This is a genomic window from Variovorax sp. ISS6, assembly GCF_056523145.1.
The window spans coordinates 3,218,911-3,240,337 of the sequence record NZ_JAWRZC010000001.1 but is presented as its reverse complement, the minus strand read 5'-3'; the positions used below and the strand labels follow the sequence as shown (position 1 = coordinate 3,240,337).

Sequence of the window (21,427 nt, the reverse complement as noted above, 5' to 3'; positions counted from 1 at the left end):
GGGGCTTTTTTCCTTCCGGAGTTCCCGAAGATGATGCTGCATGTGCCCGAAGTGCTGAGCCCGGACCAGGTGCGCAGGATGCGCGCCACGCTCGATGCCACCCAGTGGGTCGACGGGCGCGAGACCGTCGGCGACCAGGGCGCGCAGGTCAAGCGCAACCGGCAGTTGTCGGAGCATTCGCCGGTCGGACGCGAGCTCGCCAAGACCGTGCTGGCCGCGCTGGCGCGCAACCCGCTGTTCTTCTCGGCCGCCCTGCCCGCGCGCTTCGTGCCGCCGCTGTTCAACCGCTACGAGGGCGGCGAGCACTACGGCCTGCACGTCGATGGCGCGGTGCGCGCCGTGCCCGGCAGCGAGCAGCCGCTGCGCACCGACCTGTCGTGCACCTTGTTTCTCTGCGACCCGGACGACTACGACGGCGGCGAGCTCGAGGTGGTCGACACCTACGGTTCGCACGAGGTCAAGCTGCCGGCCGGCGACCTGATCCTCTATCCGTCGAGCAGCCTGCACCGCGTGCACCCCGTGACGCGGGGCGCGCGCGTATGCGCGTTCTTCTGGGCCCAGAGCATGGTGCGCAACGACCAGCAGCGCGCGATGCTGTTCGAACTCGACCAGAACATCCAGAAACTGCGCGCCCGGCTGGGCGAATCCGAGGAAACCGTGGCCCTGACCGGCCACTACCACAACCTGCTTCGGCTCTGGTCGGAGATATAGGCGACCGCCCCCTCATAGCGAATAGCTGTCGCGCCGGGCGCTGGCGAATACGATAGTTATTGCAAATGCGAGGGATTCTTATTTATAATCATTGCATCCAACAGCCAGCCAAACTGCCGCCTTCACAGCCATGATCGTTTGCATTTGCCGCCGAGTCTCCGACCGCGAAATCGCACGCCACGTGCGCGCGGGGATGACTTTCGACGAAGTGCAATTCGAACTCGGCGTGGCCACCCAGTGTGGCCAATGCGAAGGATGTGCGCGCGATATCGTCGCGCAGTGCAGCGCTTCGCACCCGGTCGCGGCCCTGCACTGCGAATCGGAACCGAAGTCGATCCAGCTTGCCAACTCCATCAAGGAAAGCAAAGCATGGAACTCGTCTCTGCACTCGGCGGCAGCCTGATCCTGGTGGCGGGCTCCGTCTGGTGGATCCTTCGTAAATAGAAGTAGACGTCGTCGTAGCGGTTTTGCTGCAATCGGGGCACGTACCCACGTGCTCGCACTCGAATGGTTGATCGTGTCTGACCGCTTTGCCCCCCCTCCTACCTTTCTCGGCCTCTCGCGCAACGCCGCCATCGCCAGTGGCGTGATCGTCTTCCACGCCGCAGCGCTCTGGGCGCTGCAGAGCGGCCTGCTGCGCCGGGCCGCCGAAGTGGTGATCCCGGTCGAGATCATGAGCCAGTTCATCGAGCCGCCGAAGCCCACGCCGCCTCCGCCGCCCCCACCTCCGCCGCCGCCCCAGCCGCGCGTGAAGGCGCCGCCGCCGCCGCGTCCGCAGGCCATCCGCGAGCCCAAGCCCACGCCGGCGCCGCAAGCCCCCGTGGGCGATCCGGAACCGCCGCCGCCGGCACCGACACCCCCCTCGCCGCCGCCGGCGCCACCCGCGCCGCCGGCCCCTCCGCCGGCACCGCCCGCACCGCCCAGGGTGGTCGAGGTGACGGCCGCGCAGGCGCAATGGCTGCGCCAGCCGGTGGTGGTCTATCCGCAGCTGAGCTCACGGCTCGGCGAATCGGGCACGGTGACCATCGCCGTGTACTTCAACCGCAGCGGCATCGTGCGCCGCGCCGAGATCCTCAAGTCCAGCGGCTACGACCGCCTCGACCGCGCGGCCCGCGAGGCGGTGCTGAAGTCGTCCGTGACCGTGAGCAACTATCCGAACGCGAGCGACGAGACCCTCTTCATGCTGCCCGCGCCCATCGTTTTCAACCAACCTAAGTAACTGAGACCCCTATGGATTCCCAATTTGGCTTGATGAATGTCTGGCACCAAGGCGACTTCGTCACCAAGGCCGTCGCGGTGCTGTTGATCGCCATGTCGCTCGCGTCGTGGATCGTGATCATCGTCAAGGCGCTCGACGTCATCCGCTACAAGCGTCTCGCCAAGCAGTCGCAGGACTTCTGGCACAGCGAGGATTTCGCCACCGCGCTCAACAAGCTCGGCAAGGACGACAGCAACCCCTTCCGCGCCCTCGCGCTCGAAGGCCGCGAAGCCGCCGCCCACCACCGCAACACCAAGGCGCACCTGCATGACGCACTCGACGTCAGCGACTGGATCACGCGCTCGCTGCGCAACGGCATCGACGCCTTCACCGCGCGCCTGCAGACCGGCCTGGCCGTGCTGGCGTCGGTCGGCTCGACCGCGCCCTTCATCGGCCTGTTCGGTACCGTCTGGGGCATCTACCACGCGCTGATGAGCATCGGCTCGGCCGGCCAGGCCACGATCGACAAGGTCGCGGGCCCGATCGGCGAAGCGCTGATCATGACGGCCCTGGGCCTCGCGGTCGCCATTCCCGCGGTGCTCGGCTACAACGCCCTGGTGCGCGGCAACAAGTTCGTGCTGACCAAGCTCAATGCCTTCGCGCACGACCTGCATGCTTACTTCGTGACCGGTGCCCGCGTCCAGAGCGGCGCCGAATCGATCGTGGTTCCGCTCAAGAAGGGCTGAGCATCATGGCCTTCGGTACCCAAGACGAACCCGATGAGGTGATGAACGAGATCAACATGACGCCGCTGGTCGACGTCATGCTGGTGCTCCTGATCATCTTCATCATCACCGTGCCGGTGATGAAGCACGCGGTGAACATCGACCTGCCGCGCGCCACCAGCGAGCCCGAGCAGCCGAAGCCCGAGAACATCCTGTTCAGCGTGACGGCCGAGGGCGACTACTACTGGAACGACCAGAAGATCGCCGACAGCGAACTCCCGGGCCGCCTCGCGGCCGAGGCCGCCAAGGAGCCGCAGCCCGAGCTGCACATCCGCGGCGACAAGGCGGTGCGCTACGAGCGCGTGGCCAAGGCGATGTCCGAGGCCCGCGAAGCCGGCGTGCGCAAGATCGGCTTCATCACCGAGCCCGACGCGAAATAACGGCCTCGCGGCTCACAAAATTTTTCATCGTGGCGATTGACTTCTTGATGAGAATTATTATCATTCAGTCATCGCTTCGATAAGAGGAATTCGAGATGCCAGCCACCACCAACGCCTTTTCTGTTCTGAGCCACCCTTCGCTCGATCAATCGGGCGGCGGTCACGCCACCATCCAGGCTCAGCGGCCGGTTCCGATGGTCGAAAGCACCGAACTGCTCAAGGGCAGCAAGACCGTCGGCATCATGCACAACGGCTCGCTGTACCGCCTGCAGGCCACCAAACTGGGCAAGCTGATCCTGACCAAGTAGGTCCCGGTCAGCCCGCCCCTCGCGCAAGTTTCATCGTGGGGCGACTCCAGGAGATTCATTTCTCCGAAGGGTCGTTTTTTGCTAGCCAACGGTTCGCCGACTAGCCAAGCTTTTTTTCACGCTGAACGTCCAATGCAAAACGCCGACCCTCGAGTCGGCGTTTTCGCTGGTGCAAGGCGCCGGGGCGCCCCGCGCAGGATCTCAGAGGCCGAGCGCCGCGATGCCGGCCTTGGCGACCTGCGCATCTTCGTTGGACTTCACGCCGCTCACGCCCACCGCGCCGATCACATGACCGTCCTTCACGATCGGCACGCCGCCCTCGAGCAGGCCTTGCACCAGGGGTGCCGTCAGGAAAGCGGTGCGGCCGCCGTTGATGATGTCCTCGTAGACCTTGCTCTCGCGGCGGCCCATGGCGGCCGTATGGGCCTTGGCCGGTGCGATGTGCGAGGACAGCGCGGCCGCGCCGTCGAGGCGCTGCAGCCACAGCAGGTTGCCCGCGTCGTCGGCGATGGCGATGGTCACGGCCCAGTTGTTCTTGAGTGCCTCGGCTTCCGCGGCGGCAGCGATCAGCTTGACATCGGCGAGTTCGAGGAATGATTTCGTTTGCATGATGGTGATCAAAAGTCTTGTTGCGCGAACCCCCGAGCATACCGGTCCGTCGCATGGGCTCCCCCTGTCGGACGGCGCGCCGCCTAAGGAACACCCCCCATACGGTCTTTGGAGGCCCCGGTCTTGCAGACTTCTAGAATGAGCCCAACTGCCAAGGCAGCAACCACAGGAGCTTCGGCCATGAACGACCGCGTTACAACCCTCGACACTTCCACCGGCTACGGCCAGGTGCTGCCGCAGGCTGACCGCCAACGCGTGCTGCGCAACACCTACTGGCTGCTGGCGCTGAGCCTGCTGCCCACGGTGCTGGGCGCCTGGCTGGGCGTGCAGACCGGCATCACCCGCTCGCTGACCGGCGGCCTCGGCCTCATCGTCTTCCTCGGCGGTGCCTTCGGCTTCATGTTCGCGATCGAGAAGACCAAGAACTCGGCCGCCGGCGTGCCGGTGCTGCTGGGCTTCACTTTCTTCATGGGCCTGATGCTCTCGCGCCTGATCGCGATGGTGCTGGGCTTCAAGAACGGCCCCGAACTCATCATGACGGCCTTCGGCGGCACCGCCGGCGTGTTCTTCGTGATGGCCTCGCTGGCCACCGTGATCAAGCGCGACCTGTCGGGCATGGGCAAGTGGCTGTTCGTCGGCGCGATGGTGCTGATGGTCGGCGCGGTCATCAACGTGTTCGTCGGTTCGACCGCCGGCATGTTCGCGATCTCGGTCGCGGCCATCGGCATCTTCTCGGCTTACATGCTCTATGACCTGAAGCAGATCATCGACGGCGGCGAGACCAACTACATCAGCGCGACGCTCGCCCTGTACCTCGACCTGTTCAACGTCTTCCAGAGCCTGCTGGCGCTGCTGGGCCTCGCGGGCGGCGAACGCGACTGACGCTTCCTCTTTCGATGGCCCCGCGGCCATCGATCGGCAAAAAAAGAAAGGGCCCTTGGGGGCCCTTTCTCATTGCGGCGTCAGAACCGGTTCATTCGCGCTCGAACACCGCGATCGACTCCACGTGCGCCGTGTGCGGGAACATGTTGACCACGCCCGCATGCGTGCAGCGGTAGCCCGCCTGGTGCACCAGCAGGCCGGCATCGCGCGCGAGCGTCGACGGATTGCAGCTCACGTAGACGATGCGCCTGGGCGGCGTCCATCCGCCCGTGCGCAGCTCGGGCTGCTGATGCAGGTCGGCCATCGCCTTGGCCAGCGCGAAGGCGCCCTCGCGCGGCGGGTCGACCAGCCACTTGTCGGCCTGCCCGTCGGCGACCAGCATCTCGGGCGTCATCTCGAACAGGTTGCGCGCCACGAACGAAGCCGGCGACAGCGCACGCCGCGCGGATGTCGCGGGCTGGTTCTTGCGGAAATTCTCGGTGGCCCGCGCCACCAGCGTGTCGCTGCCCTCGATGCCCAGCACCTCGCGCGCGCGGCTTGCCAGCGGCAGCGTGAAGTTGCCAAGGCCGCAGAACCAGTCGATCACGCGTTCGTCGGACTGCACATCGAGCAGGCGCAGCGCCTTGCCCACGAGCGCCCGATTGATGTGCGGATTGACCTGCGTGAAATCGGTGGGCCGGAACGGCATCGTCACGCCGAACTCTGGCAGCCCGTAGGCCAGCGGCGTGCCGCCCTCCTCGAGCAACCGCACGGTGTCGGGCCCCTTGGGCTGCAGCCACCATTGAACCTGATCGTTCTTCGCGGCGAAGGCCTTGAGGCGTCCGATGTCCGCGTCCGACAGCGGCTCGAGGTGCCGCAGCACCAGCGCGATGGTGCCGAGCGCCTGGGTACCCGGCGCGTCGCCGCAGGCCAGTTCGATCTGCGGGCAGGTGTCGCGCGCATCGAGCGAGGCGATCAGCGCGCGCAGCGGCATCAGCATCTGGCTGACCTGCCTGGGCAGCACGGGACAGACCTGCATGTCGGCCAGGTAACGGCTCTTGCGCTCATGGAAGCCGATCAGCACCGTGCCCTTCTTGACCACGTGGCGCACCGACAGGCGCGCCCGGTAGCGGTAGTGCCAGGCCGGGCCCTCGAGCGGACGCAGCAGGTTCTCGGGACGGACCTTGCCGAGGTGCCAGAGGTTGTCCTCGAGCGCGCGCTGCTTCACCGCCACCTGCGCCGCGGCGTCGAGGTGCTGCATCTTGCAGCCGCCGCAGGCGCCCGTGTGCAGGCCGAAGTGCGGGCAGCCGGGCCGCACGCGCTGCGAGGACTCGCGCCGGATCTGCGTGACCGTGCCCTGCTCCCAGTTGTTCTTGCGGCGGTGCACGTTGAGCTGCACCTCTTCGAAGGGCAGCGCGCCCTCGATGAACACGACCATGCCGTCGGCCTTGTGCGCCACGCCCTGTGCGTCGAGGTCCAGCGATTCCACATGAAGCCATTCGCCGCCGGCGTTCGTGGGGGTGTCCGTGGGGGATTTATCTTTCTTGATGGGTTCCGTCATGCCCCGATTGTCTCAGCGTGGGAAGAGACCCTCGCGCGGAGCCCGGCAGGGCTAGAACAAGGCGTCCCGCCCCACGCCCGAGCGCGCGAGCTGACGCCGCATCTTCGCGAGCGCCTCGTTCTGGATCTGGCGCACGCGCTCGCGCGTCAGGCCCAGCCGCACGCTGAGCACCTCGAGCGTCTCGGGCTCGCGGTCGTGCAGGCCATAGCGTCCTTCGAGCACCTCGCGCTCGCGCGCGTCGAGCGCGGCCACCCAGCCGTCGAGCAGGCGCTCGACCTCGTGCGCCTGGGTCGCGCCGGTCGGGTCGCTTTCTTCGCCGTCCGCCGCGACCGAATCGGACAGCGCGTAGCTCTCCTCGCCACGCGATTCGCCCGCGTCGAGCGAACGCGGCGCTTCGGCCAGCGCCAGCAGGTCGGCCACCGACTGCACGTCCGAGCCCAGCAGCGCCGCGACGTCTTCCACGCGCACGCCGTCGGGCCGGCGCGCCACGAACTCGGGATCGCCCTCGAGCGTGCGGCGCGCGCGCAGCACCTGCTGCAGTTCGCGCACGATGTGCACCGGCAGGCGGATCGTGCGGGACTGGGTCATCAGCGCGCGCTCGACCGACTGGCGTATCCACCAGGTCGCGTAGGTCGAGAAGCGGAAACCGCGCTCGGGCTCGAACTTGGTGATCGCGTGCATCAGGCCGAGGTTGCCTTCCTCGATGAGGTCGGAGAACGGCACGCCGCGGTGGAGATAGGCCTTGGCGATGTTGACCACGAGCCGCAGGTTGTGCTCGATCATGGATTGGCGCGCCGCGAAGTCACCGGCACGCGCGGCGCAGGCGGTTGCGTATTCCTGCTCGGGGGTGAAGAGCTCGGTGCGCCGGATGCGGCGCAGGTAGACGGTGAGCGCGTCGGCCGTGTCGTCGCCGATGCGCGCGAGCGATTCGACGCTCGGCTCGGGCGCGATCAGGCCATCGGGGGATGAAGCGGGCGGTGGAGCTTCGCCGCCGGTAGCCGATTCGGCCGGGTTGCCCGCCGACCGGCGCACGGGCAACGTGCGACGGGGGCGGGAACCGGCCATGGCATCACCGGTTCGGGAGGTAGCGCGCCGGATCGACCGGCTTGCCCTGGCGACGGATCTCGAAGTGCAGCTTCACGCGATCGGCATCGCTGCTGCCCATCTCGGCGATCTTCTGGCCCTTCTGGACCGACTGGTCTTCCTTCACGAGCAGCGTCTGGTTGTGCGCGTAGGCCGTGAGGTAGGTGTTGTTGTGCTTCAGGATGATCAGGTTGCCGTAGCCGCGCAGGCCCGCGCCCGCATACACCACGCGGCCATCGGCCGCGGCCAGCACCGGGTCGCCGGCCTTGCCGCTGATGTCGAAGCCCTTGTTCTTGGCATCGTCGAAGCCCGCGATCAGCGAGCCATGGGCCGGCCAGATCCAGCCGATGTCCTCATCACCACCCGCTGCACCCGGGGTCGACGGCGAAGCCGTGACCGGCGGCTTGGTGCCCGCAGCGGCGGCGCCGCTCGCGGCCGCACCGGGCACGACGGCGGGCTGCGGCGTCACCGGCTTGGTGACGACACCGTTCTCGTTCGGTGCCGACGGCGCGGCGGCCACGGTGGAGCCCGGGCCCGAGGGCGGGATCACGCGCAGCACCTGCCCCACCTCGATCAGGTCGGGGTTGTCGAGGTTGTTCCAGCGAACGAGGTTCTGCCAGGTCTGGCCGGTCTCGTTGGCGATGCGGCGAATGGTGTCGCCGGGACGCACGGCGTAGTAGCCCGGCTTGCCGAAGTTCTCGATCCCGGCCAGCGGCTTGCCCGAGGCGTCGGTGGTGATGGTCGGACCGCCCGGAACGGGCGCGGCCGCGCCGGGCGCGCGGGTCATCGTGCCGCGGTCTTCTACCGGTGCCGGGCCCCGCGGCGTGGAACAGCCCGCGATCACGAGCACGACGGCCAACGTGACGCCAGCGTACCAACTCCGATTGCCAAAACCCTGCATTTGTTATTCCTTCAAGCAACGCCCGATTTTAGGGGGACAAAGTGAACCGCCTCAAGAATGAGGCGCTCGAGACCGCGGGCCGTCTTGTCGATCACGACGAGGGCCTGGCCGCCCTTCGCCGAGTGCGTCGGCGCGACGATCCGCCCCCCCACCGCGAGCTGTTCGATCCAGGCTTCGGGCACGGCCTCGCCACCGGCGGCGGCGATGATGCCCGCGTAGGGTGCGCCCTTGGCATAGCCGACCATGCCGTCGCCGAACATCAGGTGAACCGTGGCCAGCCGGAAGTGCCGCAGATTGGTCCGCGCCCGCTCGTGCAGGCCGCGCAACCGTTCGATGCTGTAGACCTCCGTGGCCACGTGGTTCAACACCGCGGCCTGGTAGCCGCAACCGGTGCCGATCTCGAGCACGCGCCCCAGACGGTCCTGCGGCTTGCCACTCAGAGCCGGGGCCGCGAGCAAAAGTTCGATCATGCGCGCAACCACGCTGGGCTTGGAGATGGTCTGGCCCAGTCCGATCGGCAGGCTGGTGTCTTCGTAGGCCTGGTTGACCAGCGCGCTGTCGACGAAGCGATGCCGTTCGACCGCGCCCATGGCGCGCAGCACGCGCGCATCCGAGATGCCCTGCGCGGCCAGCTTCTGCACCATGCGCGCGCGCACCGCGTCGGAGGCCATCGAGGGCGTCGACGCGACCGACGGCTTGGGCGGCACGACGGGCTGCCGTCCGCGCAGCGCGGACGAAGCCGGCGTCGAAGCCGAGACGGTGGGCGCGAGGCGAGCCGGGAATCCAGGCCGTTGGGTCGCCATGTCAGTCGGCGAGCCGGACCACCGCGTCGCGCCACTGGCCCAGGTTGGCGTGGTCGGTCAGGTCGATCTGCAACGGCGTGAGCGCCACGTGGCCCTCGGCCGTGGCATGGAAGTCGGTGCCCTCGCCGCTGTCCTTGGCGCTGCCCGCGCCGGCGATCCAGTACATCGTGTCGCCACGCGGGCTTTCCTGCGTGATGACCTTCTCGGCCGCGTGGCGGCGGCCCAGCCGGCACACCTTCACCGGCTTGAGCTCGTCGAAGGGCCGGTTCGGCACGTTGACGTTCAAAAGAAAGGCGCCGCCCTCGAGCATGCGCTCGCGCTCGATGCGCTGCACCAGCCGCCGCGCCACCTGGGCCGCCGCGTCGACATGGGCCCAGCCCTTCTCGATCTGCGAGAACGCGATCGCGGGAATGCCGAACAGGTAGGCCTCCATGGCCGCGCCGACGGTGCCCGAATAGATGGTGTCGTCGCCCATGTTGGCGCCGTTGTTGATGCCCGAGACCACCAGGTCGGGCCGGTAGCCGAGCAGGCCCTTGAGCGCGATGTGCACGCAGTCGGCCGGGGTGCCGGTCACGTAGCGGAAGCCGTTGTGCGCGGTGTGGACGTAGAGCGGTGCCGCGAGCGTCAGCGCGTTCGACTTGGCGCTGTTGTTGTGCTCGGGGGCCACCACCTCGACCTCGGCCAGGTCCTTGAGCGCGTCGTGCAGTGCGACGATGCCGGGCGCCTGGAAGCCATCGTCGTTGGAAATGAGTATCTTCATGATGCGGTGCGGTGCAACGGATTGTAGGCGTCGGGTGCGTCGCAGCAGGGACAAGGACACGCGAGGGCGACGCCTATCATCGCGCGCTTCATTGCCTCAACATTACTACCCGTTTCGAAGGAGACCGAGCATGCACGCATGGCTTTGCGAGAACCCCGTCGGTGTCGACGCGCTCACCTGGAAGGAGCTGCCCACGCCGACACCCGGCCCGGGCCAGGTGCTGATCGAGATCCGGGCCGCGAGCCTGAATTTCCCCGACCTGCTGATCGTGCAGAACAAGTACCAGATGAAGCCGCCGCTGCCATTCGTGCCGGGCTCGGAGTACGCGGGGATCGTCCAGGCCGTGGGCGAAGGCGTCACGCACCTCAAGGTCGGCCAGAACGTCGCCTGCCTCTCGGGCACCGGCGGCTTCGCCACCCACACGCTGGCGCCCGCGGCGCTGTGCATGCCGCTGCCCGAGGGCTTCGGCCATGTCGACGCGGCCGCCTTCATCATGATCTACGCGACCTCGTGGCACGCGCTGATGGACCGCGCGCAGCTCAAGGCCGGCGAAACGGTGCTGGTGCTCGGCGCGGCGGGCGGCGTGGGCACGGCCGCCATCCAGATCGCCAAGGCGGCCGGCGCCAAGGTGATCGCGGCGGCGTCCACCGACGAGAAATGCGAGCTGTGCCGTTCGATCGGCGCCGACGCGACGATCAACTACACCACGCATGCATTGCCGAACGGCTTCAGGGACGCCATCAAGGCCGCGACCGACGGCAAAGGCCCCGACGTCATCTACGACCCGGTCGGCGGTGATTTCGCGGAACCCGCATTTCGCTCGATCGGATGGCGCGGCCGCTATTTGGTCGTGGGTTTTGCGTCGGGCCCGATTCCCTCGCTGCCATTGAACCTCACGCTGTTGAAAGGCGCGTCGCTGGTGGGCGTGTTCTGGGGCGATTTCGCCAAGCGCGAGCCGAAGGCCAACGCGCAGATGATGGCCGAATTGGCGCAATGGTATGGGCAGGGAAAGATCAAGCCGGTGATCGACAGCACGATGCCGATGGCCGAATTGAAAGCCGCCTACGCGCACATGGGTTCGCGCGGGGTCAAGGGAAAGCTCGTGATGGTGAACTGATCCCCACGAACCCGGGCACCAGGAGATTGGCACCCGGACCCGCAATAAAAAAGCCCGCGCTTGCGGGCTTTTTTATTGCGGAACCGGTTGGCGCGTGTTCGCGCACCACGCTCACTTGATCTCGAAATCCGTCAGCGACTTGCCCGCGGCCAGCGCCTCGGTCACCCAGCGCGGCTTGCGGCCACGGCCGCCGGACCAGGTTTCGCCGGTCGGGCTGCGGTACTTGGCGGCGGCCTTGGGGGCCGGCGCACTGGCGGCGCGCTTGGCGGTCACGGCGCGGCCGGCCGAGAGCTTCAAATCCGAGGCGGTCAAGCCATAGTCGGCGATCTTCCTGCGAATGTCCTCGATCACGCCGGCACGTTCCTGGTTGCGCAGCTCTTCGGCCTGCTTGCGCAATTGCGCGATCTGTTCGTCGTGCTTCTGGATCTGGGAATTGATATCTGCGAGCGTCGAGGCCATTGGCGGCTCCTGTAAATGAAAACGCCCGCAGTTTAATTCAGTTTGCAATTGATTTTGAGCAAACCCGACCAGAAAAATCCGGGTCGCTTGGCGTTTTACAACAGCGCGAGGGTAAAACGCCCCGTTCCTGGGCAGGAACCGGGCCTGAGCCGGGCTTTGAAAGTCTGCCTGCAACGCGGAAGCCGGGGAATTGAACGCCTTGCGACCGTTTCGGGCCGCTGGTGCTTATTGAAAGGCCGGAAAGAAAAGCATTCGCCCGTTGCCCACCCAAGAACGCGCACGGAAAACGCTTTAGGCAGGCCCCAAAAACAAAAACGGCCCTGGATCGCTCCAGGGCCGTTTCTTCGGAATTCATATGGGGTGGCTGATGGGACTCGAACCCACGACGACCAGAATCACAATCTGGGACTCTACCAGCTGAGCTACAGCCACCGTAATAGAGTCCACGATTATAGCCATAAAAGCCGCGCCCCCGACCCTGGTTTGGAAGAATGATGCGCGCGCCCCACTCAGCCCGCCGCCAGCGGGCCCGAAGGCGCCACCTGCGGCGCCTCGTCATGCGCGGCATCCCTCTGCCGGATCGAGCCGTCCGAGCGCTCGAAGGTGCCGATCAGCAGACCGCTGGCGATCGCATGCGCCTTCAGTTCGTCGACCACCTCGTCCCGTCCGGGCGCGACCGAGAACTCGTGCGCGCGATCGAGTGCGAACAGCTGGAAGGCGTAGCGATGCACGCCATGCCCCGGCGGCGGATCGGGCGGCAGCCACGCCGCCTGCAGCCCGGAATTGCGGCCGGCGTGCACCGTGTCCTGGCCTTCGTTGCCCTGGCTCGGCAGCGCCGCTTCCACCAGCCGAGTGTCGCCAGGCGGCAGGTTGACGACGATGGCGTGCACCAGCGGGTTGGGCGTGGGCGAATCCGCATCCTCGACCACCAGCAGCAACGAGGCGGCGCCTTGCGGCACACCCTCCCATTGCAGAGGCGGCGACAGGCCCTCGCCATCGGCCGTGTAGCGCGGCGGAATCGGCGCGTGATCGGCAAAGGCGACGCTCGTCAGCGAGATCGTGGCCATGCCCTCGCGCAGGCCGAGCGTGTTGAAAACGATCTTGTCCAGGCCGGCACGCACGCCGTGCAGGGCCTGGCCGATGACTTCGGGCAACTTTTCGAGCATGCCGAGGGTATAGCGCGCCCTTTGCCTCGCCCCTGTAGGACGCCGCAGCGGGCCAACCGAAGCCTGCGGCGCCAGATCGCGCAGCCCCGCACGCCGATTCGAAAGCACGGGCTCTCGCCTCGCCCGCGCGATGCATCCGGCCGCTATCATGGCCGCGCCCTGCCATGCGGGCGCCGCTTCATTCACGAACCAAGGGATCACTCATGAGCATCGTCTGGACCATCCTGATCGGCTTCGTCGTAGGTCTGGTGGCACGCGCCGTCAAACCGGGCGACGACTCCGCCGGCTTCATCGTCACCACGCTGATCGGCATCGCGGGCTCGCTGGTCGTCACCTATGTCGGCCAGTCGCTCGGCTGGTACACCGCCGGCGAAGGCGCCGGCTTCATCGCGTCGGTGCTCGGCGCGATCGTGCTGCTGATCCTCTACGGCCTCGTCAAGCGCAAGAGCTGAGTCGCCGGCCATCGGGCGGGGCCGATGCCACGCAAACCCCGCGCGCACCACCATGTCTACGTGGTCGAGCTCGACGACCGCGTCTGGAACATCGCCCGCTTCCGGCGCGCCAATCCCGACTATCAGCTCGGCAAGCCCTTCGTCTACGTCGGCATGACCGGGCTCGATCCCGACATTCGCTTCGACAAGCACAAGGCCGGCATCCAGGCCAACAGCTTCGTGCAGGACTACGGCCTGCACCTGCTGCCCGCGCTCTACGAGCGCTACAACCCGATGAACTACGAAGACGCGCGCTCGATGGAAGTCGAGCTCGGCATCGCCCTGCGCAAGGCGGGTTACGGCGTCTGGCAGGCCTGAGCGCGAAGGCGCGCTTCAGGAGTAGGTGACCCAGTCCTCGTACGCCGGCCCGTCGAGATGCGGCAGCGTGTTGTAGGTCACCAGCATGTGGCGCTTGGGCGTGAAGGCGAACTCGGTCACCGACGAGTTGCGGATGCGCAGGTTGAGCTCGATCGTGGTCTCGGGGCTGGTGCCCAGCACATGGCCCACCGCCGTGCTGATCGGGCCGCCGCTCGACACCACGAGCACCTTGGCCCCATGGTGCTTGTCGCGCACGTGGTCGAGCGCGGTGGTCACGCCCGCGAGAAAGTCGACGTAGCTGGGCATGCCGACCGGCTTCGTGCGCCCCTGCATCCAGGCGCCCAGTCCCTCGCGCAGCAGGCGGAAGTGATGCCGGTACATCTCGGGCGAATCGGGCTTCTCGAGCTTGCCCTCGTGGATGGTGGCGATCACCGCCTCGCTGTCGTACTCGTTGAGGCCGGGCCACGGCAGCACGTCGTCGCGCGTCAGACCGAGGCCCTGCGCGATGCCTTCCCAGGTCTGCCGATGCCGGCGCAAGGTGCCGGTGATCACGGCGTCGAAGCGCATGCCGCGCTCGCGCCAGTACTCGCCGAGCCGCACCGACTGCCTGTGGCCCAGTTCGCTCAGGTTGTCGTAGTCGGCCGCGCCGAAGCTGGCCTGGCCATGGCGCACGAGGTAGAGAGTTCCCATGCGCGGATTCTGGCAAGAAGCGACCGCGGCGCTTGTCCCACGCGAGACGGAAAAAGCAACGGGCCGCGCAAGGCGGCCCGCGAAGGGGTGGAAGGCGCCTCGCGGCGCGTTCGATCAACGTGCGCCGGCGAACGGCAGTCCGTCGGTCGCGGGACGCGGCACCAGGATCTCGGCCTTGTAGCGGTCCTTCAGCAGGTTGTAGTAGGCGGCGTCTTCGGCGGCAGCGATCGACTGGCCGACCTGCGCGTTCTCCTGCTTCGCGACTTCCGCCGTCGGCGCGGTGCGCGGCACGGCCTTGGTCACGCGCACCACGGCATAGCCCTGCGTGCCGAGGTCGACGCCGACCAGGGTCGGCAGCTTGCCGGCGTCGGCGCGCAACGCGGCCTCGACCACCACGCCCGGCTGTGCCTTCGCATCGGTGCGCGACACGGTGACGGGCGCCGCGAAATTGGCGCCATCGGCCTTCGTGGTCCAGGCCGCGAGCTTGGCCTCGCCCTCGGTCTTGGCGAGGGCCGCCGCGCGCTCGGTGACGAGCTGCGCGCGGATCTTGTCTTTCACATCGGCCAGCGGAATCGGGTGCGCGGCCGAATACTGGGTCACGCGGCCCGAGGCGAGCTGGTTGGTGCCGACCTCGATCGCTTCGGTGTTCTGCTTGCGGCTCAGCGAATCGGGAGAGAACAGCGCGCTCAGGAAGTTGCGGCTCGCGAGCGGTCCGGTGGCACCCGGCGCGGCCGTGCGGCCGATGTTGTTCGCGGTCTGGATCGTGAGCTTGAGCTTCTCGGCGGCCGGCTTCAGGCTCTCGGGCTGCTGGTACACCGTATCGGTGAAGGTCTCGGCGGCCTTGGCGAATTCCTGCGTGGCCTGCTGGGCACGGTAGTCGTTCTCGAGGGTGGCGCGCACCTGCTCGAACGGCGGCACCACGGCCGGCTTGATGTCGTCCAGGCGAATGATGTGATAGCCGAACTCGGTTTCGACGACGTTGCTGATCTCGCCCTTCTTCAGGGCGAACATCGCATCTTCGAAAGGCTTGACCATCGCGCCGCGCGTGACGAAGTCGAGGTCGCCGCCCTTCTCGGCCGAGCCCGGGTCCTGCGAGTTCTTGCGCGCGACATCGGCGAAGGTGTTGGGTGCCTTGCGCACATCGGCCAGCAGTTGCTCGGCCTTGGCCTTCGCCTTGGCGCGATCGGCGGCCGGCGCGCTGGCGGCCGCGGTGATCAGGATGTGGCTCGCGCGGCGTTCTTCCTTGGTGCCGAAGCGCGCGGTGTTCTGCTCGTAGTAGCTCTTGAGCTCGGCCTCGTTGACCGTCACGTTCTTCTTGGCCGCCTCGAGGTCGAGCAGCAGGTATTCGATGCTTGCCTGCTCGGGCGCCTGGAACTGCGCCGCGTGGTCCTTGTAGTAGGTCTCGATGTCGGCATCGCTGACCGTGACCTTGGACGCGAAGCCCTCGGGCGCGAAGCGCGACACCTGGATCTCGCGCTGCTCGTAGAAGGCGTTGATGGTGGCGGCCGCCAGCGCGGGCGGCGTGAAGGTGGTGCCCGACACGCCCAGCAGCAGTTGCTGCGTGGCGAGCTCGGCGCGCATCGAGGCTTCGTACTGCTCGGGCGTGCGGCCGGTCACGCGCTGGAAGGCGTCGCGGTCGAACTTGCCCTCGGGCGTACGGAAGGTCGCGAGGCCCGGGTCCTGCGCGAAGATGCGCGAGAGACGCTCTTCGGACACCGTCATGTTGGCCTTGTTGGCCGCCACCGTCAGCACGCGGTCGCGAACCATCTTCTCGAGCGTGGCATAGCGCAGCGCATCGGAGTCGAGCACCAGCGGATCGACGTTGGGCGACTGCTGGCGGATGCGGTCGGTTTCCACGCGATGCTGCGCATCCCATTCGGGCCGCGTGATGCTGCTGCCATCGACATGCGCGACGGCCTCGTCCTTGGAGAAGCCCTGGTAGCGCTCGACGCCGAACAGCACGAACGACGGGATGATCAGCAAGAACAAGATAATCATCATGATCTTGTTGTACTTGCGGAAGAAATCAAACATGCTTGGACACTCTCAGGCGTTGGCTGTCGGACGGCAATAAAAAAGGCGAACCGTTGTTCGCCTTTGCATCGGGTGGTGGTGGGTGCTGAGGGGCTCGAACCCCCGACCTACGCCTTGTAAGGGCGCCGCTCTACCAGCTGAGCTAAGCACCCCACCGGGAATACTTTTCTTCCGAGTTCTCGTCGTCGACTTAGTTCAACGCGTCCTTGAGGGCCTTGCCGGGACGGAACTTCGGAATCTTGGCGGCCTTGATTTTAATCGCGTCGCCGGTGCGCGGATTGCGACCCGTACGCGCCGCACGTTTACCGACTGCAAAAGTGCCGAAACCGACGAGCGACACGGAGCCGCCCTTCTTGAGCGTGGTACGAATGGCGCCGATGGTGGATTCGAGCGCGCGCGTGGCGGCTGCTTTGGAAATATCGGCGTTCTTTGCGATGTGCTCAATCAGTTCGGTCTTGTTCACAAGGGCCCCTTGTAGAAAAAAGTTGGTCGGCTTTCGTCGGCTGGCGAGTCGGTCGCGACGTGGTGCGACGCGGAAGCTTGGCAGGCCTGACGCCCCGGCAGCGCGCTGCCATCGGGGATTACAACCACTGGCCTGCGGGGTGTCAATACGACATCAGCCCGTGCGGCGCAGCGGAGCGCGCGATTCTAGGGGCGTTTCGCGAAGACCTTTTTTCGACCGGGCTCAGGCCGTCTCACAAGGCTTCGGCGATCGCTTTTCCGAGGTCGCTGGTGCTCGCCGTGCCACCGATATCGGGCGTGCGCGGCGCACCGCTTCCGGGCGCGAGCACCTTCTCGATGGTCGAGAGGATCGCGTCGTGCGCGTCCTTGTGGCCGAGAAATTCCAGCATCATCGCGCCGCACCAGATCTGGCCGATCGGGTTGGCGATGCCTTTGCCCGCGATGTCGGGCGCCGAGCCGTGCACCGGTTCGAACAGCGAGGGCGTGGTGCGCTCGGGGTTGAGGTTGGCGCTCGGCGCGATGCCGATGGTGCCGGTGCAGGCCGGCCCGAGGTCGGACAGGATGTCGCCGAACAGATTGCTCGCCACCACCACGTCGAAGAAGTCGGGCCGCTGCACGAAGTGGGCGGTGAGGATGTCGATGTGGAACTTGTCGAGCGTCACGCCCGGATAGGCCTTCGCCATCTCGGCCACGCGCTCGTCCCAGTAGGGCATGGTGATCGAGATGCCGTTCGACTTGGTGGCGCTGGTCAGGTGCTTCTTCGGCCGCGACTGCGCGAGCTCGAACGCGAACTTGAGCACGCGGTCCACGCCCAGGCGCGACATCACGGTCTCCTGCACCACGATCTCGCGCGGCGTGCCTTCGTACATGCGCCCGCCGATGCTCGAGTACTCGCCCTCGGTGTTCTCGCGCACGATGTACATGTCGATCTCGCCGGGCTGGCGCGGCGAGCCGTCGCGGCGCACCACGGGCGCGACGATGCCGGGCATGAGGCGCGCGGGGCGCAGGTTGATGTACTGGTCGAACTCGCGGCGGAACAGCAGCAGCGAGCCCCACAGCGAGATGTGGTCGGCGATCTTCTCGGGCCAGCCGACCGCGCCGAAGAAGATGGCGTCATGGCCGCCGATCTGGTCCTTCCAGTCGTCGGGCAGCATCTTGCCGTGCTTCTCGCAGTAGTCCCAGCTCGAGAAGTCGAAGTGGTCGAACTTCAGGTCGATGCCGAACTTGCGCGCCGCCGCATCGAGCACGCGCACGCCCTCGGGCGTGGTTTCCTTGCCGATGCCGTCGCCGGCGATCACTGCGATTCTGTGGGTGGTCATGGTCTGGGTCCTTCCGATGGGATGAGCGGTGCAAAGAAGTCGAGTGCCTCGGCGAGCAGTTCGCCCGGCGCCTCCTCGGGAACATAGTGGCCGCAGGGCAGCGCATGCCCGTCGATCCGGTCGGCGCGCTCGCGCCACAGTGCCAGCACGTCGAAGGCGCGTCCGACCACGCCGTGCGCGCCCCACAGCACGCGCAGCGGCATCGCGAGCCGCGCGCCCGCGGCGATGTCGGCGCGGTCGTGCTCGAGGTCGATGCCGGCCGAGGCGCGGTAGTCCTCGCAGATGGATTCGGCGCTGCCCGGGATGGCCGCGCAGCGCTCGTACTCCGCGAGCACCTCGGGCGCGAAGGGCGCGAGCCCCGCGTGACGCCCGCCCATCACGCTGCGCACGTAGCGCACCGGATCGGAGGCGATCAGCGCCTCGGGCAGCGGCGGCGGCTGGATCAGGAAGAACCAGTGCCAGTAGGCGCGAGCGAAGGCTTCCGACGTGTGCTCGTACATGGCGAGCGTGGGCGCGATGTCGAGCAGCAGCATGCGCTCGACGGCGGACGGATGGTCGGCCGCGAGCCGGTGCGCCACGCGCGCGCCGCGGTCGTGCGCGAGCACGCCGAAGCGCTCGAAGCCGTGATGGCGCATCGCCGCGAGCGCATCGAGCGCCATCGCGCGCTTGCTGTGGTTCGCGTGCGCGGCATCGGCCGCGGGCCGGCCCGAATCGCCGTAGCCGCGCAGGTCGATCGCGACCACGGTGAAGCGCTCGGCCAGCGCGGGCGCGACGCGGTGCCAGATGGCGTGCGTCTGCGGATGCCCGTGCAGCAGCAGCAAGGGTGCGCCGCGGCCGCCGATGCGGCCATGCACGCGCACGCCATCGCGTTCGATGTCGAAGACGGGAAAGTCGAGGAAAGAGGCGGTCACGCGGCGATTGTGCGTTGCGCACCCCGGTCCATCAAGCAACAATCGGCCAATTCATACTTTCCGTTCTGGCATGAATTCATTGGCACTGGAGCGCGCCGACCTGGCATTGGCGCTCGCCATCCGCGAACACGGCAGCCTCGCGGGCGCGGCCGGCGCGCTCGACGTCGTGCCCTCGGTGGTCACCAAGCGGCTCGGCGCGCTCGAGGCACGGCTGGGCCAGCGACTGTTCGACCGCACCACGCGGCGGCTCAGCGTCACGGCCGAGGGCGAGGCCGTGTGCCGGCATGCGAAGCATCTGCTCGAAGGCTTCGCCGCGCTCGAGGGCGAACTCGGCGAGCGCCAGAACGAACTCACGGGCGCGGTGCGGCTGGCCGCCACCTTCGGCTTCGGCCGACGCTGGCTCGGCCCCGCGCTCGCGGAATTCCAGGCCGGCCATCCGGGCCTGCGCATCGAGCTGCAACTGACCGAACGCCTGCCCGACCTCGGCGCCGAAGGCTACGACGGCGCGCTGTGGCTCTGGGCGGTGCAGCAGCGCCATGCCTCGGACTGGGTCTCGCGCCGCATCGCGCGCAACCAGCGCGTGCTGGCGGCCGCGCCCTCCTACCTCGCGCGCCGCGGCACGCCGGCCAGCGTCGATGCGCTGGCTGCGCACGACTGCCTGGTCGCGCGCGAGAACGGCGAGATCCACCGGCAGGAATACGCGCTGTGGTCGCTGCGGCATGGCCGCGACGGCAGCACGGCGCGCGTGCGGGTGCAGGGCCCGCTGTCGAGCAACTCGGGCGAGATGGTGCGCGACTGGTGCCTGGCGGGCCACGGGATCATGCTGCGCAGCCTCTGGGACATCGCGCCGCAACTGGCTTCGGGCGCGCTGGTGCGGGTGCTGCCGCAGTACGCGATGCCCGATGCCGACATCCACTGGATCGCGCCCTGGCGGCCGAAGACGCCGCGGCGGGTGCGGCTCTTGGTCGACCATCTGGCAGAGCGCTTTCGCGGCGAACCCTGGAAGCCAGCGCGCTAGGCGAAGGCCCCGCGCGCTTCAGCGGGCCGCGCGCACCACCAGGCTCACACCCACCGCCGTGAGCGCGGTGCCCAGCAGCGTGGCCGGCGTGATCTGCTCGCGGAACAGCAGCCAGGCCATGAGGGCGGTGCAAGGCGGCACCAGGTAGAGCAGGCTCGTGACCGCGGTCGCGGTGCCACGCTGGATCAATATATAGAGCAGCGAGCTGCCACCCAGCGAGAGCGCGAGCACCGACCAGGCCATCGCGCCGATCGAATGCGCATTCCACGCGATGGCCTCGGGCTCGAGCAGCGCGAACGGCAGGGTGGCGACCACGGCCGCCGCCATCTGCACCGCGCTGGCGCTGCGCACGTCGCAGGGTGCGACGAAGCGCTTCTGATAGAGCGTGCCCGCGGTGATCGACACCAGCGCCATGAGCGCGAGGCTCATGGTCGCGGCATTGACCTCCGAGCCATCGCCCAGCTTGCGCCACACGACCAGCACCAGCCCCGCGAAGCCCAGCGCCAGACCCAGCCATTGCCGCGGCGACACGCGCCCGCCGTTGAAGGACATCCAGATCGCGGTCAGCACCGGCTGGATGCCGACCAGCAGCGCGACCAGCCCCGAGCCCATGCCTGCGCGCACCGCGGCCCAGACGCCACCGAGGTAGCCGGCCTGCATCAGGATGCCCGTGACCGCGAGGTGACCCCACTGCGCCCGGGTCGAAGGCCACGCCACGCGCGCCAGCGCGACCCACAGGCCGAAGCAGAGGAACGAGAGCACGAAGCGCACGGCCAGGAACTTGAAGGGCGGCGCATGCGGCATGCCGTAGCGCGCGACGATGAAGCCCGTGCTCCAGATCAGCACGAAGACCGCCGGCATGGCCCGCAACCAGCCCACCTCGCGGGCCGAGGCGGCGCTCATTTGGCCCGGGCCCGGATCTCGGGAATGGCCTTTTGCAGGTAATAGACCATCGACCACACGGTGAGCACGGCCGAGACCCAGATCAGCCACTGGCCCCACAGGCCGGTGTCGATGAAGCCGAACAGCTGCCCGTCGTAGAGCAGGAACGGGATCGCCACCATCTGCACCGTCGTCTTGACCTTGCCGATCATGTGCACCGCCACGCTCTTGCTGGCGCCGATCTGGGCCATCCATTCGCGCAGCGCCGAGATCGCGATCTCGCGGCCGATGATGATCAGCGCCACGAACACGTCGGCCCGGTTCAGGTGCACCAGCACCAGCAGCGAGGCGCAGACCAGGAACTTGTCGGCCACCGGATCGAGGAAGGCGCCGAAGGCCGAGGTCTGGTTGAGCTTGCGCGCCAGGAAGCCGTCGAGCCAGTCGGTGGCCGCGAACACTATGAACATGACCGTGGCGATCACGTTGCGCATCGGGTCGGCGATCGGCAGGTAGAACACACCGACGATCAGGGGGATCGCGACGATGCGCGTCCAGGTCATGATGGTCGGCAGGGTCCAGAACATGCGCTCGATTGTGTCA

At 67.5% G+C, this 21,427-nt stretch carries 26 protein-coding genes and 2 tRNA genes; 11 read left to right on the top strand and 17 right to left on the bottom strand.

The window, feature by feature from the left end:
* Positions 1–30: 30 nt before the first annotated feature.
* From AC1HIL_RS14760 to hemP, 6 genes are all read left to right on the top strand, one after another.
* The gene (locus AC1HIL_RS14760; RefSeq protein ID WP_208512141.1) at positions 31–711 is read left to right on the top strand and encodes a Fe2+-dependent dioxygenase; all 681 of its coding nucleotides are present in this window, start codon (positions 31–33) and stop codon (positions 709–711) included.
* Positions 712–841: 130 nt separating this feature from the next.
* A complete protein-coding gene (locus AC1HIL_RS14755; protein ID WP_082322199.1) occupies positions 842–1,114 on the top strand; it encodes a (2Fe-2S)-binding protein in 273 nt (90 codons plus the stop codon).
* Positions 1,115–1,228: 114 nt separating this feature from the next.
* The gene (locus tag AC1HIL_RS14750; protein WP_479672083.1) at positions 1,229–1,930 is read left to right on the top strand and encodes an energy transducer TonB; all 702 of its coding nucleotides are present in this window, start codon (positions 1,229–1,231) and stop codon (positions 1,928–1,930) included.
* Positions 1,931–1,941: 11 nt separating this feature from the next.
* Complete coding sequence (locus AC1HIL_RS14745; RefSeq protein ID WP_057590302.1) at positions 1,942–2,655, top strand: MotA/TolQ/ExbB proton channel family protein; 714 nt, start codon at positions 1,942–1,944, stop codon at positions 2,653–2,655.
* Positions 2,656–2,660: 5 nt separating this feature from the next.
* Entirely contained in the window at positions 2,661–3,074 is a 414-nt protein-coding gene (locus AC1HIL_RS14740) for an ExbD/TolR family protein (RefSeq protein ID WP_057590304.1), read from the top strand.
* 95 nt (positions 3,075–3,169) lie between these two features.
* Positions 3,170–3,382, top strand: coding sequence for a hemin uptake protein HemP (hemP, locus tag AC1HIL_RS14735; RefSeq protein ID WP_057590305.1), 213 nt, complete (start codon positions 3,170–3,172; stop codon positions 3,380–3,382).
* Between the two features lie 201 nt (positions 3,383–3,583).
* Here hemP and AC1HIL_RS14730 read toward each other — a convergent pair whose 3' ends face one another.
* A complete protein-coding gene (locus AC1HIL_RS14730; protein WP_057590432.1) occupies positions 3,584–3,991 on the bottom strand; it encodes a GlcG/HbpS family heme-binding protein in 408 nt (135 codons plus the stop codon).
* A 180-nt stretch (positions 3,992–4,171) separates the two neighbouring features.
* Between AC1HIL_RS14730 and AC1HIL_RS14725 the strand changes: the two genes are divergently transcribed.
* A complete protein-coding gene (locus AC1HIL_RS14725) occupies positions 4,172–4,873 on the top strand; it encodes a Bax inhibitor-1/YccA family protein (protein WP_057590307.1) in 702 nt (233 codons plus the stop codon).
* A gap of 91 nt (positions 4,874–4,964) precedes the next feature.
* On the opposite strand, the gene rlmD is transcribed toward AC1HIL_RS14725, so the two are convergent.
* The 5 genes from rlmD to surE are packed head-to-tail and all read right to left on the bottom strand — an operon-like array spanning position 4,965 to position 9,960.
* Positions 4,965–6,413: a 23S rRNA (uracil(1939)-C(5))-methyltransferase RlmD gene (gene rlmD, locus AC1HIL_RS14720; RefSeq protein WP_261213611.1), complete on the bottom strand. Its 1,449-nt coding sequence runs from the start codon at positions 6,411–6,413 to the stop codon at positions 4,965–4,967.
* 51 nt (positions 6,414–6,464) lie between these two features.
* The gene (locus AC1HIL_RS14715; RefSeq protein WP_479672082.1) at positions 6,465–7,478 is read right to left on the bottom strand and encodes a sigma-70 family RNA polymerase sigma factor; all 1,014 of its coding nucleotides are present in this window, start codon (positions 7,476–7,478) and stop codon (positions 6,465–6,467) included.
* Between the two features lie 4 nt (positions 7,479–7,482).
* Positions 7,483–8,397 carry a peptidoglycan DD-metalloendopeptidase family protein gene (locus AC1HIL_RS14710; protein WP_057590313.1) on the bottom strand — a complete coding sequence of 305 codons (915 nt, stop codon included), beginning with the start codon at positions 8,395–8,397 and terminating at the stop codon, positions 7,483–7,485.
* A gap of 11 nt (positions 8,398–8,408) precedes the next feature.
* Positions 8,409–9,200 carry a protein-L-isoaspartate(D-aspartate) O-methyltransferase gene (locus AC1HIL_RS14705; RefSeq protein ID WP_057590315.1) on the bottom strand — a complete coding sequence of 264 codons (792 nt, stop codon included), beginning with the start codon at positions 9,198–9,200 and terminating at the stop codon, positions 8,409–8,411.
* Position 9,201: 1 nt separating this feature from the next.
* Positions 9,202–9,960 (bottom strand): 5'/3'-nucleotidase SurE, encoded by a 759-nt coding sequence (surE, locus tag AC1HIL_RS14700; protein ID WP_057590316.1) that lies wholly within the window; start codon positions 9,958–9,960, stop codon positions 9,202–9,204.
* 130 nt (positions 9,961–10,090) lie between these two features.
* Here surE and AC1HIL_RS14695 point away from each other — a divergent pair, with 130 nt between their 5' ends.
* Positions 10,091–11,077, top strand: coding sequence for an NADPH:quinone oxidoreductase family protein (locus tag AC1HIL_RS14695; protein WP_057590318.1), 987 nt, complete (start codon positions 10,091–10,093; stop codon positions 11,075–11,077).
* Between the two features lie 111 nt (positions 11,078–11,188).
* On the opposite strand, the gene AC1HIL_RS14690 is transcribed toward AC1HIL_RS14695, so the two are convergent.
* The 3 genes from AC1HIL_RS14690 to AC1HIL_RS14680 form a co-directional block, all read right to left on the bottom strand.
* Positions 11,189–11,536, bottom strand: coding sequence for an H-NS histone family protein (locus tag AC1HIL_RS14690; protein WP_057590319.1), 348 nt, complete (start codon positions 11,534–11,536; stop codon positions 11,189–11,191).
* A gap of 356 nt (positions 11,537–11,892) precedes the next feature.
* Positions 11,893–11,968 (bottom strand) — tRNA-His (locus AC1HIL_RS14685).
* A gap of 77 nt (positions 11,969–12,045) precedes the next feature.
* Positions 12,046–12,702 (bottom strand): YbhB/YbcL family Raf kinase inhibitor-like protein, encoded by a 657-nt coding sequence (locus AC1HIL_RS14680; RefSeq protein ID WP_413763960.1) that lies wholly within the window; start codon positions 12,700–12,702, stop codon positions 12,046–12,048.
* Positions 12,703–12,905: 203 nt separating this feature from the next.
* Between AC1HIL_RS14680 and AC1HIL_RS14675 the strand changes: the two genes are divergently transcribed.
* Together AC1HIL_RS14675 and AC1HIL_RS14670 are read left to right on the top strand one after the other, a co-directional pair.
* Positions 12,906–13,154, top strand: coding sequence for a GlsB/YeaQ/YmgE family stress response membrane protein (locus AC1HIL_RS14675; RefSeq protein WP_057590393.1), 249 nt, complete (start codon positions 12,906–12,908; stop codon positions 13,152–13,154).
* A gap of 24 nt (positions 13,155–13,178) precedes the next feature.
* A complete protein-coding gene (locus AC1HIL_RS14670) occupies positions 13,179–13,511 on the top strand; it encodes a hypothetical protein (protein ID WP_057590394.1) in 333 nt (110 codons plus the stop codon).
* Positions 13,512–13,526: 15 nt separating this feature from the next.
* Here AC1HIL_RS14670 and AC1HIL_RS14665 read toward each other — a convergent pair whose 3' ends face one another.
* The 6 genes from AC1HIL_RS14665 to AC1HIL_RS14640 form a co-directional block, all read right to left on the bottom strand.
* A complete protein-coding gene (locus AC1HIL_RS14665) occupies positions 13,527–14,201 on the bottom strand; it encodes a histidine phosphatase family protein (protein ID WP_208512135.1) in 675 nt (224 codons plus the stop codon).
* 114 nt (positions 14,202–14,315) lie between these two features.
* Positions 14,316–16,235, bottom strand: coding sequence for a SurA N-terminal domain-containing protein (locus tag AC1HIL_RS14660; RefSeq protein ID WP_479672081.1), 1,920 nt, complete (start codon positions 16,233–16,235; stop codon positions 14,316–14,318).
* A gap of 76 nt (positions 16,236–16,311) precedes the next feature.
* A tRNA-Val gene (locus AC1HIL_RS14655) sits at positions 16,312–16,387 on the bottom strand.
* A 38-nt stretch (positions 16,388–16,425) separates the two neighbouring features.
* Positions 16,426–16,698 carry an HU family DNA-binding protein gene (locus tag AC1HIL_RS14650; protein WP_007830705.1) on the bottom strand — a complete coding sequence of 91 codons (273 nt, stop codon included), beginning with the start codon at positions 16,696–16,698 and terminating at the stop codon, positions 16,426–16,428.
* 232 nt (positions 16,699–16,930) lie between these two features.
* Positions 16,931–18,016 carry a tartrate dehydrogenase gene (locus AC1HIL_RS14645; RefSeq protein ID WP_261213634.1) on the bottom strand — a complete coding sequence of 362 codons (1,086 nt, stop codon included), beginning with the start codon at positions 18,014–18,016 and terminating at the stop codon, positions 16,931–16,933.
* Positions 18,013–18,927 (bottom strand): alpha/beta fold hydrolase, encoded by a 915-nt coding sequence (locus AC1HIL_RS14640; RefSeq protein WP_479672080.1) that lies wholly within the window; start codon positions 18,925–18,927, stop codon positions 18,013–18,015. The genes AC1HIL_RS14645 and AC1HIL_RS14640 overlap by 4 nt, the downstream gene beginning before the upstream one ends.
* A gap of 70 nt (positions 18,928–18,997) precedes the next feature.
* On the opposite strand from AC1HIL_RS14640, the gene AC1HIL_RS14635 reads away from it, so the two are divergent.
* Positions 18,998–19,945, top strand: a complete 948-nt coding sequence (locus tag AC1HIL_RS14635) for a LysR family transcriptional regulator (protein WP_479672079.1) — start codon at positions 18,998–19,000, stop codon at positions 19,943–19,945.
* Positions 19,946–19,963: 18 nt separating this feature from the next.
* On the opposite strand, the gene AC1HIL_RS14630 is transcribed toward AC1HIL_RS14635, so the two are convergent.
* Positions 19,964–20,848 (bottom strand): DMT family transporter, encoded by an 885-nt coding sequence (locus tag AC1HIL_RS14630; RefSeq protein ID WP_057590400.1) that lies wholly within the window; start codon positions 20,846–20,848, stop codon positions 19,964–19,966.
* The gene (pgsA, locus tag AC1HIL_RS14625; protein WP_057590401.1) at positions 20,845–21,411 is read right to left on the bottom strand and encodes a CDP-diacylglycerol--glycerol-3-phosphate 3-phosphatidyltransferase; all 567 of its coding nucleotides are present in this window, start codon (positions 21,409–21,411) and stop codon (positions 20,845–20,847) included. Before pgsA ends, AC1HIL_RS14630 begins: the two co-directional genes overlap by 4 nt.
* Positions 21,412–21,427: the final 16 nt, after the last annotated feature.

What these genes read in the sequence shown, in the direction of transcription:
- AC1HIL_RS14760 (WP_208512141.1), top strand. Translation starts at nt 31, where the DNA reads ATGATGCTGCATGTGCCCGAAGTGCTGAGCCCGGACCAGGTGCGCAGG.
- AC1HIL_RS14755 (WP_082322199.1), top strand. Translation starts at nt 842, where the DNA reads ATGATCGTTTGCATTTGCCGCCGAGTCTCCGACCGCGAAATCGCACGC.
- AC1HIL_RS14745 (WP_057590302.1), top strand. Translation starts at nt 1,942, where the DNA reads ATGGATTCCCAATTTGGCTTGATGAATGTCTGGCACCAAGGCGACTTC.
- AC1HIL_RS14740 (WP_057590304.1), top strand. Translation starts at nt 2,661, where the DNA reads ATGGCCTTCGGTACCCAAGACGAACCCGATGAGGTGATGAACGAGATC.
- hemP (WP_057590305.1), top strand. Translation starts at nt 3,170, where the DNA reads ATGCCAGCCACCACCAACGCCTTTTCTGTTCTGAGCCACCCTTCGCTC.
- AC1HIL_RS14730 (WP_057590432.1), bottom strand. Translation starts at nt 3,991, where the DNA reads ATGCAAACGAAATCATTCCTCGAACTCGCCGATGTCAAGCTGATCGCT.
- AC1HIL_RS14725 (WP_057590307.1), top strand. Translation starts at nt 4,172, where the DNA reads ATGAACGACCGCGTTACAACCCTCGACACTTCCACCGGCTACGGCCAG.
- rlmD (WP_261213611.1), bottom strand. Translation starts at nt 6,413, where the DNA reads ATGACGGAACCCATCAAGAAAGATAAATCCCCCACGGACACCCCCACG.
- AC1HIL_RS14715 (WP_479672082.1), bottom strand. Translation starts at nt 7,478, where the DNA reads ATGGCCGGTTCCCGCCCCCGTCGCACGTTGCCCGTGCGCCGGTCGGCG.
- AC1HIL_RS14710 (WP_057590313.1), bottom strand. Translation starts at nt 8,397, where the DNA reads ATGCAGGGTTTTGGCAATCGGAGTTGGTACGCTGGCGTCACGTTGGCC.
- AC1HIL_RS14705 (WP_057590315.1), bottom strand. Translation starts at nt 9,200, where the DNA reads ATGGCGACCCAACGGCCTGGATTCCCGGCTCGCCTCGCGCCCACCGTC.
- surE (WP_057590316.1), bottom strand. Translation starts at nt 9,960, where the DNA reads ATGAAGATACTCATTTCCAACGACGATGGCTTCCAGGCGCCCGGCATC.
- AC1HIL_RS14695 (WP_057590318.1), top strand. Translation starts at nt 10,091, where the DNA reads ATGCACGCATGGCTTTGCGAGAACCCCGTCGGTGTCGACGCGCTCACC.
- AC1HIL_RS14690 (WP_057590319.1), bottom strand. Translation starts at nt 11,536, where the DNA reads ATGGCCTCGACGCTCGCAGATATCAATTCCCAGATCCAGAAGCACGAC.
- AC1HIL_RS14680 (WP_413763960.1), bottom strand. Translation starts at nt 12,702, where the DNA reads ATGCTCGAAAAGTTGCCCGAAGTCATCGGCCAGGCCCTGCACGGCGTG.
- AC1HIL_RS14675 (WP_057590393.1), top strand. Translation starts at nt 12,906, where the DNA reads ATGAGCATCGTCTGGACCATCCTGATCGGCTTCGTCGTAGGTCTGGTG.
- AC1HIL_RS14670 (WP_057590394.1), top strand. Translation starts at nt 13,179, where the DNA reads ATGCCACGCAAACCCCGCGCGCACCACCATGTCTACGTGGTCGAGCTC.
- AC1HIL_RS14665 (WP_208512135.1), bottom strand. Translation starts at nt 14,201, where the DNA reads ATGGGAACTCTCTACCTCGTGCGCCATGGCCAGGCCAGCTTCGGCGCG.
- AC1HIL_RS14660 (WP_479672081.1), bottom strand. Translation starts at nt 16,235, where the DNA reads ATGTTTGATTTCTTCCGCAAGTACAACAAGATCATGATGATTATCTTG.
- AC1HIL_RS14645 (WP_261213634.1), bottom strand. Translation starts at nt 18,016, where the DNA reads ATGACCACCCACAGAATCGCAGTGATCGCCGGCGACGGCATCGGCAAG.
- AC1HIL_RS14635 (WP_479672079.1), top strand. Translation starts at nt 18,998, where the DNA reads ATGAATTCATTGGCACTGGAGCGCGCCGACCTGGCATTGGCGCTCGCC.
- AC1HIL_RS14630 (WP_057590400.1), bottom strand. Translation starts at nt 20,848, where the DNA reads ATGAGCGCCGCCTCGGCCCGCGAGGTGGGCTGGTTGCGGGCCATGCCG.
- pgsA (WP_057590401.1), bottom strand. Translation starts at nt 21,411, where the DNA reads ATGTTCTGGACCCTGCCGACCATCATGACCTGGACGCGCATCGTCGCG.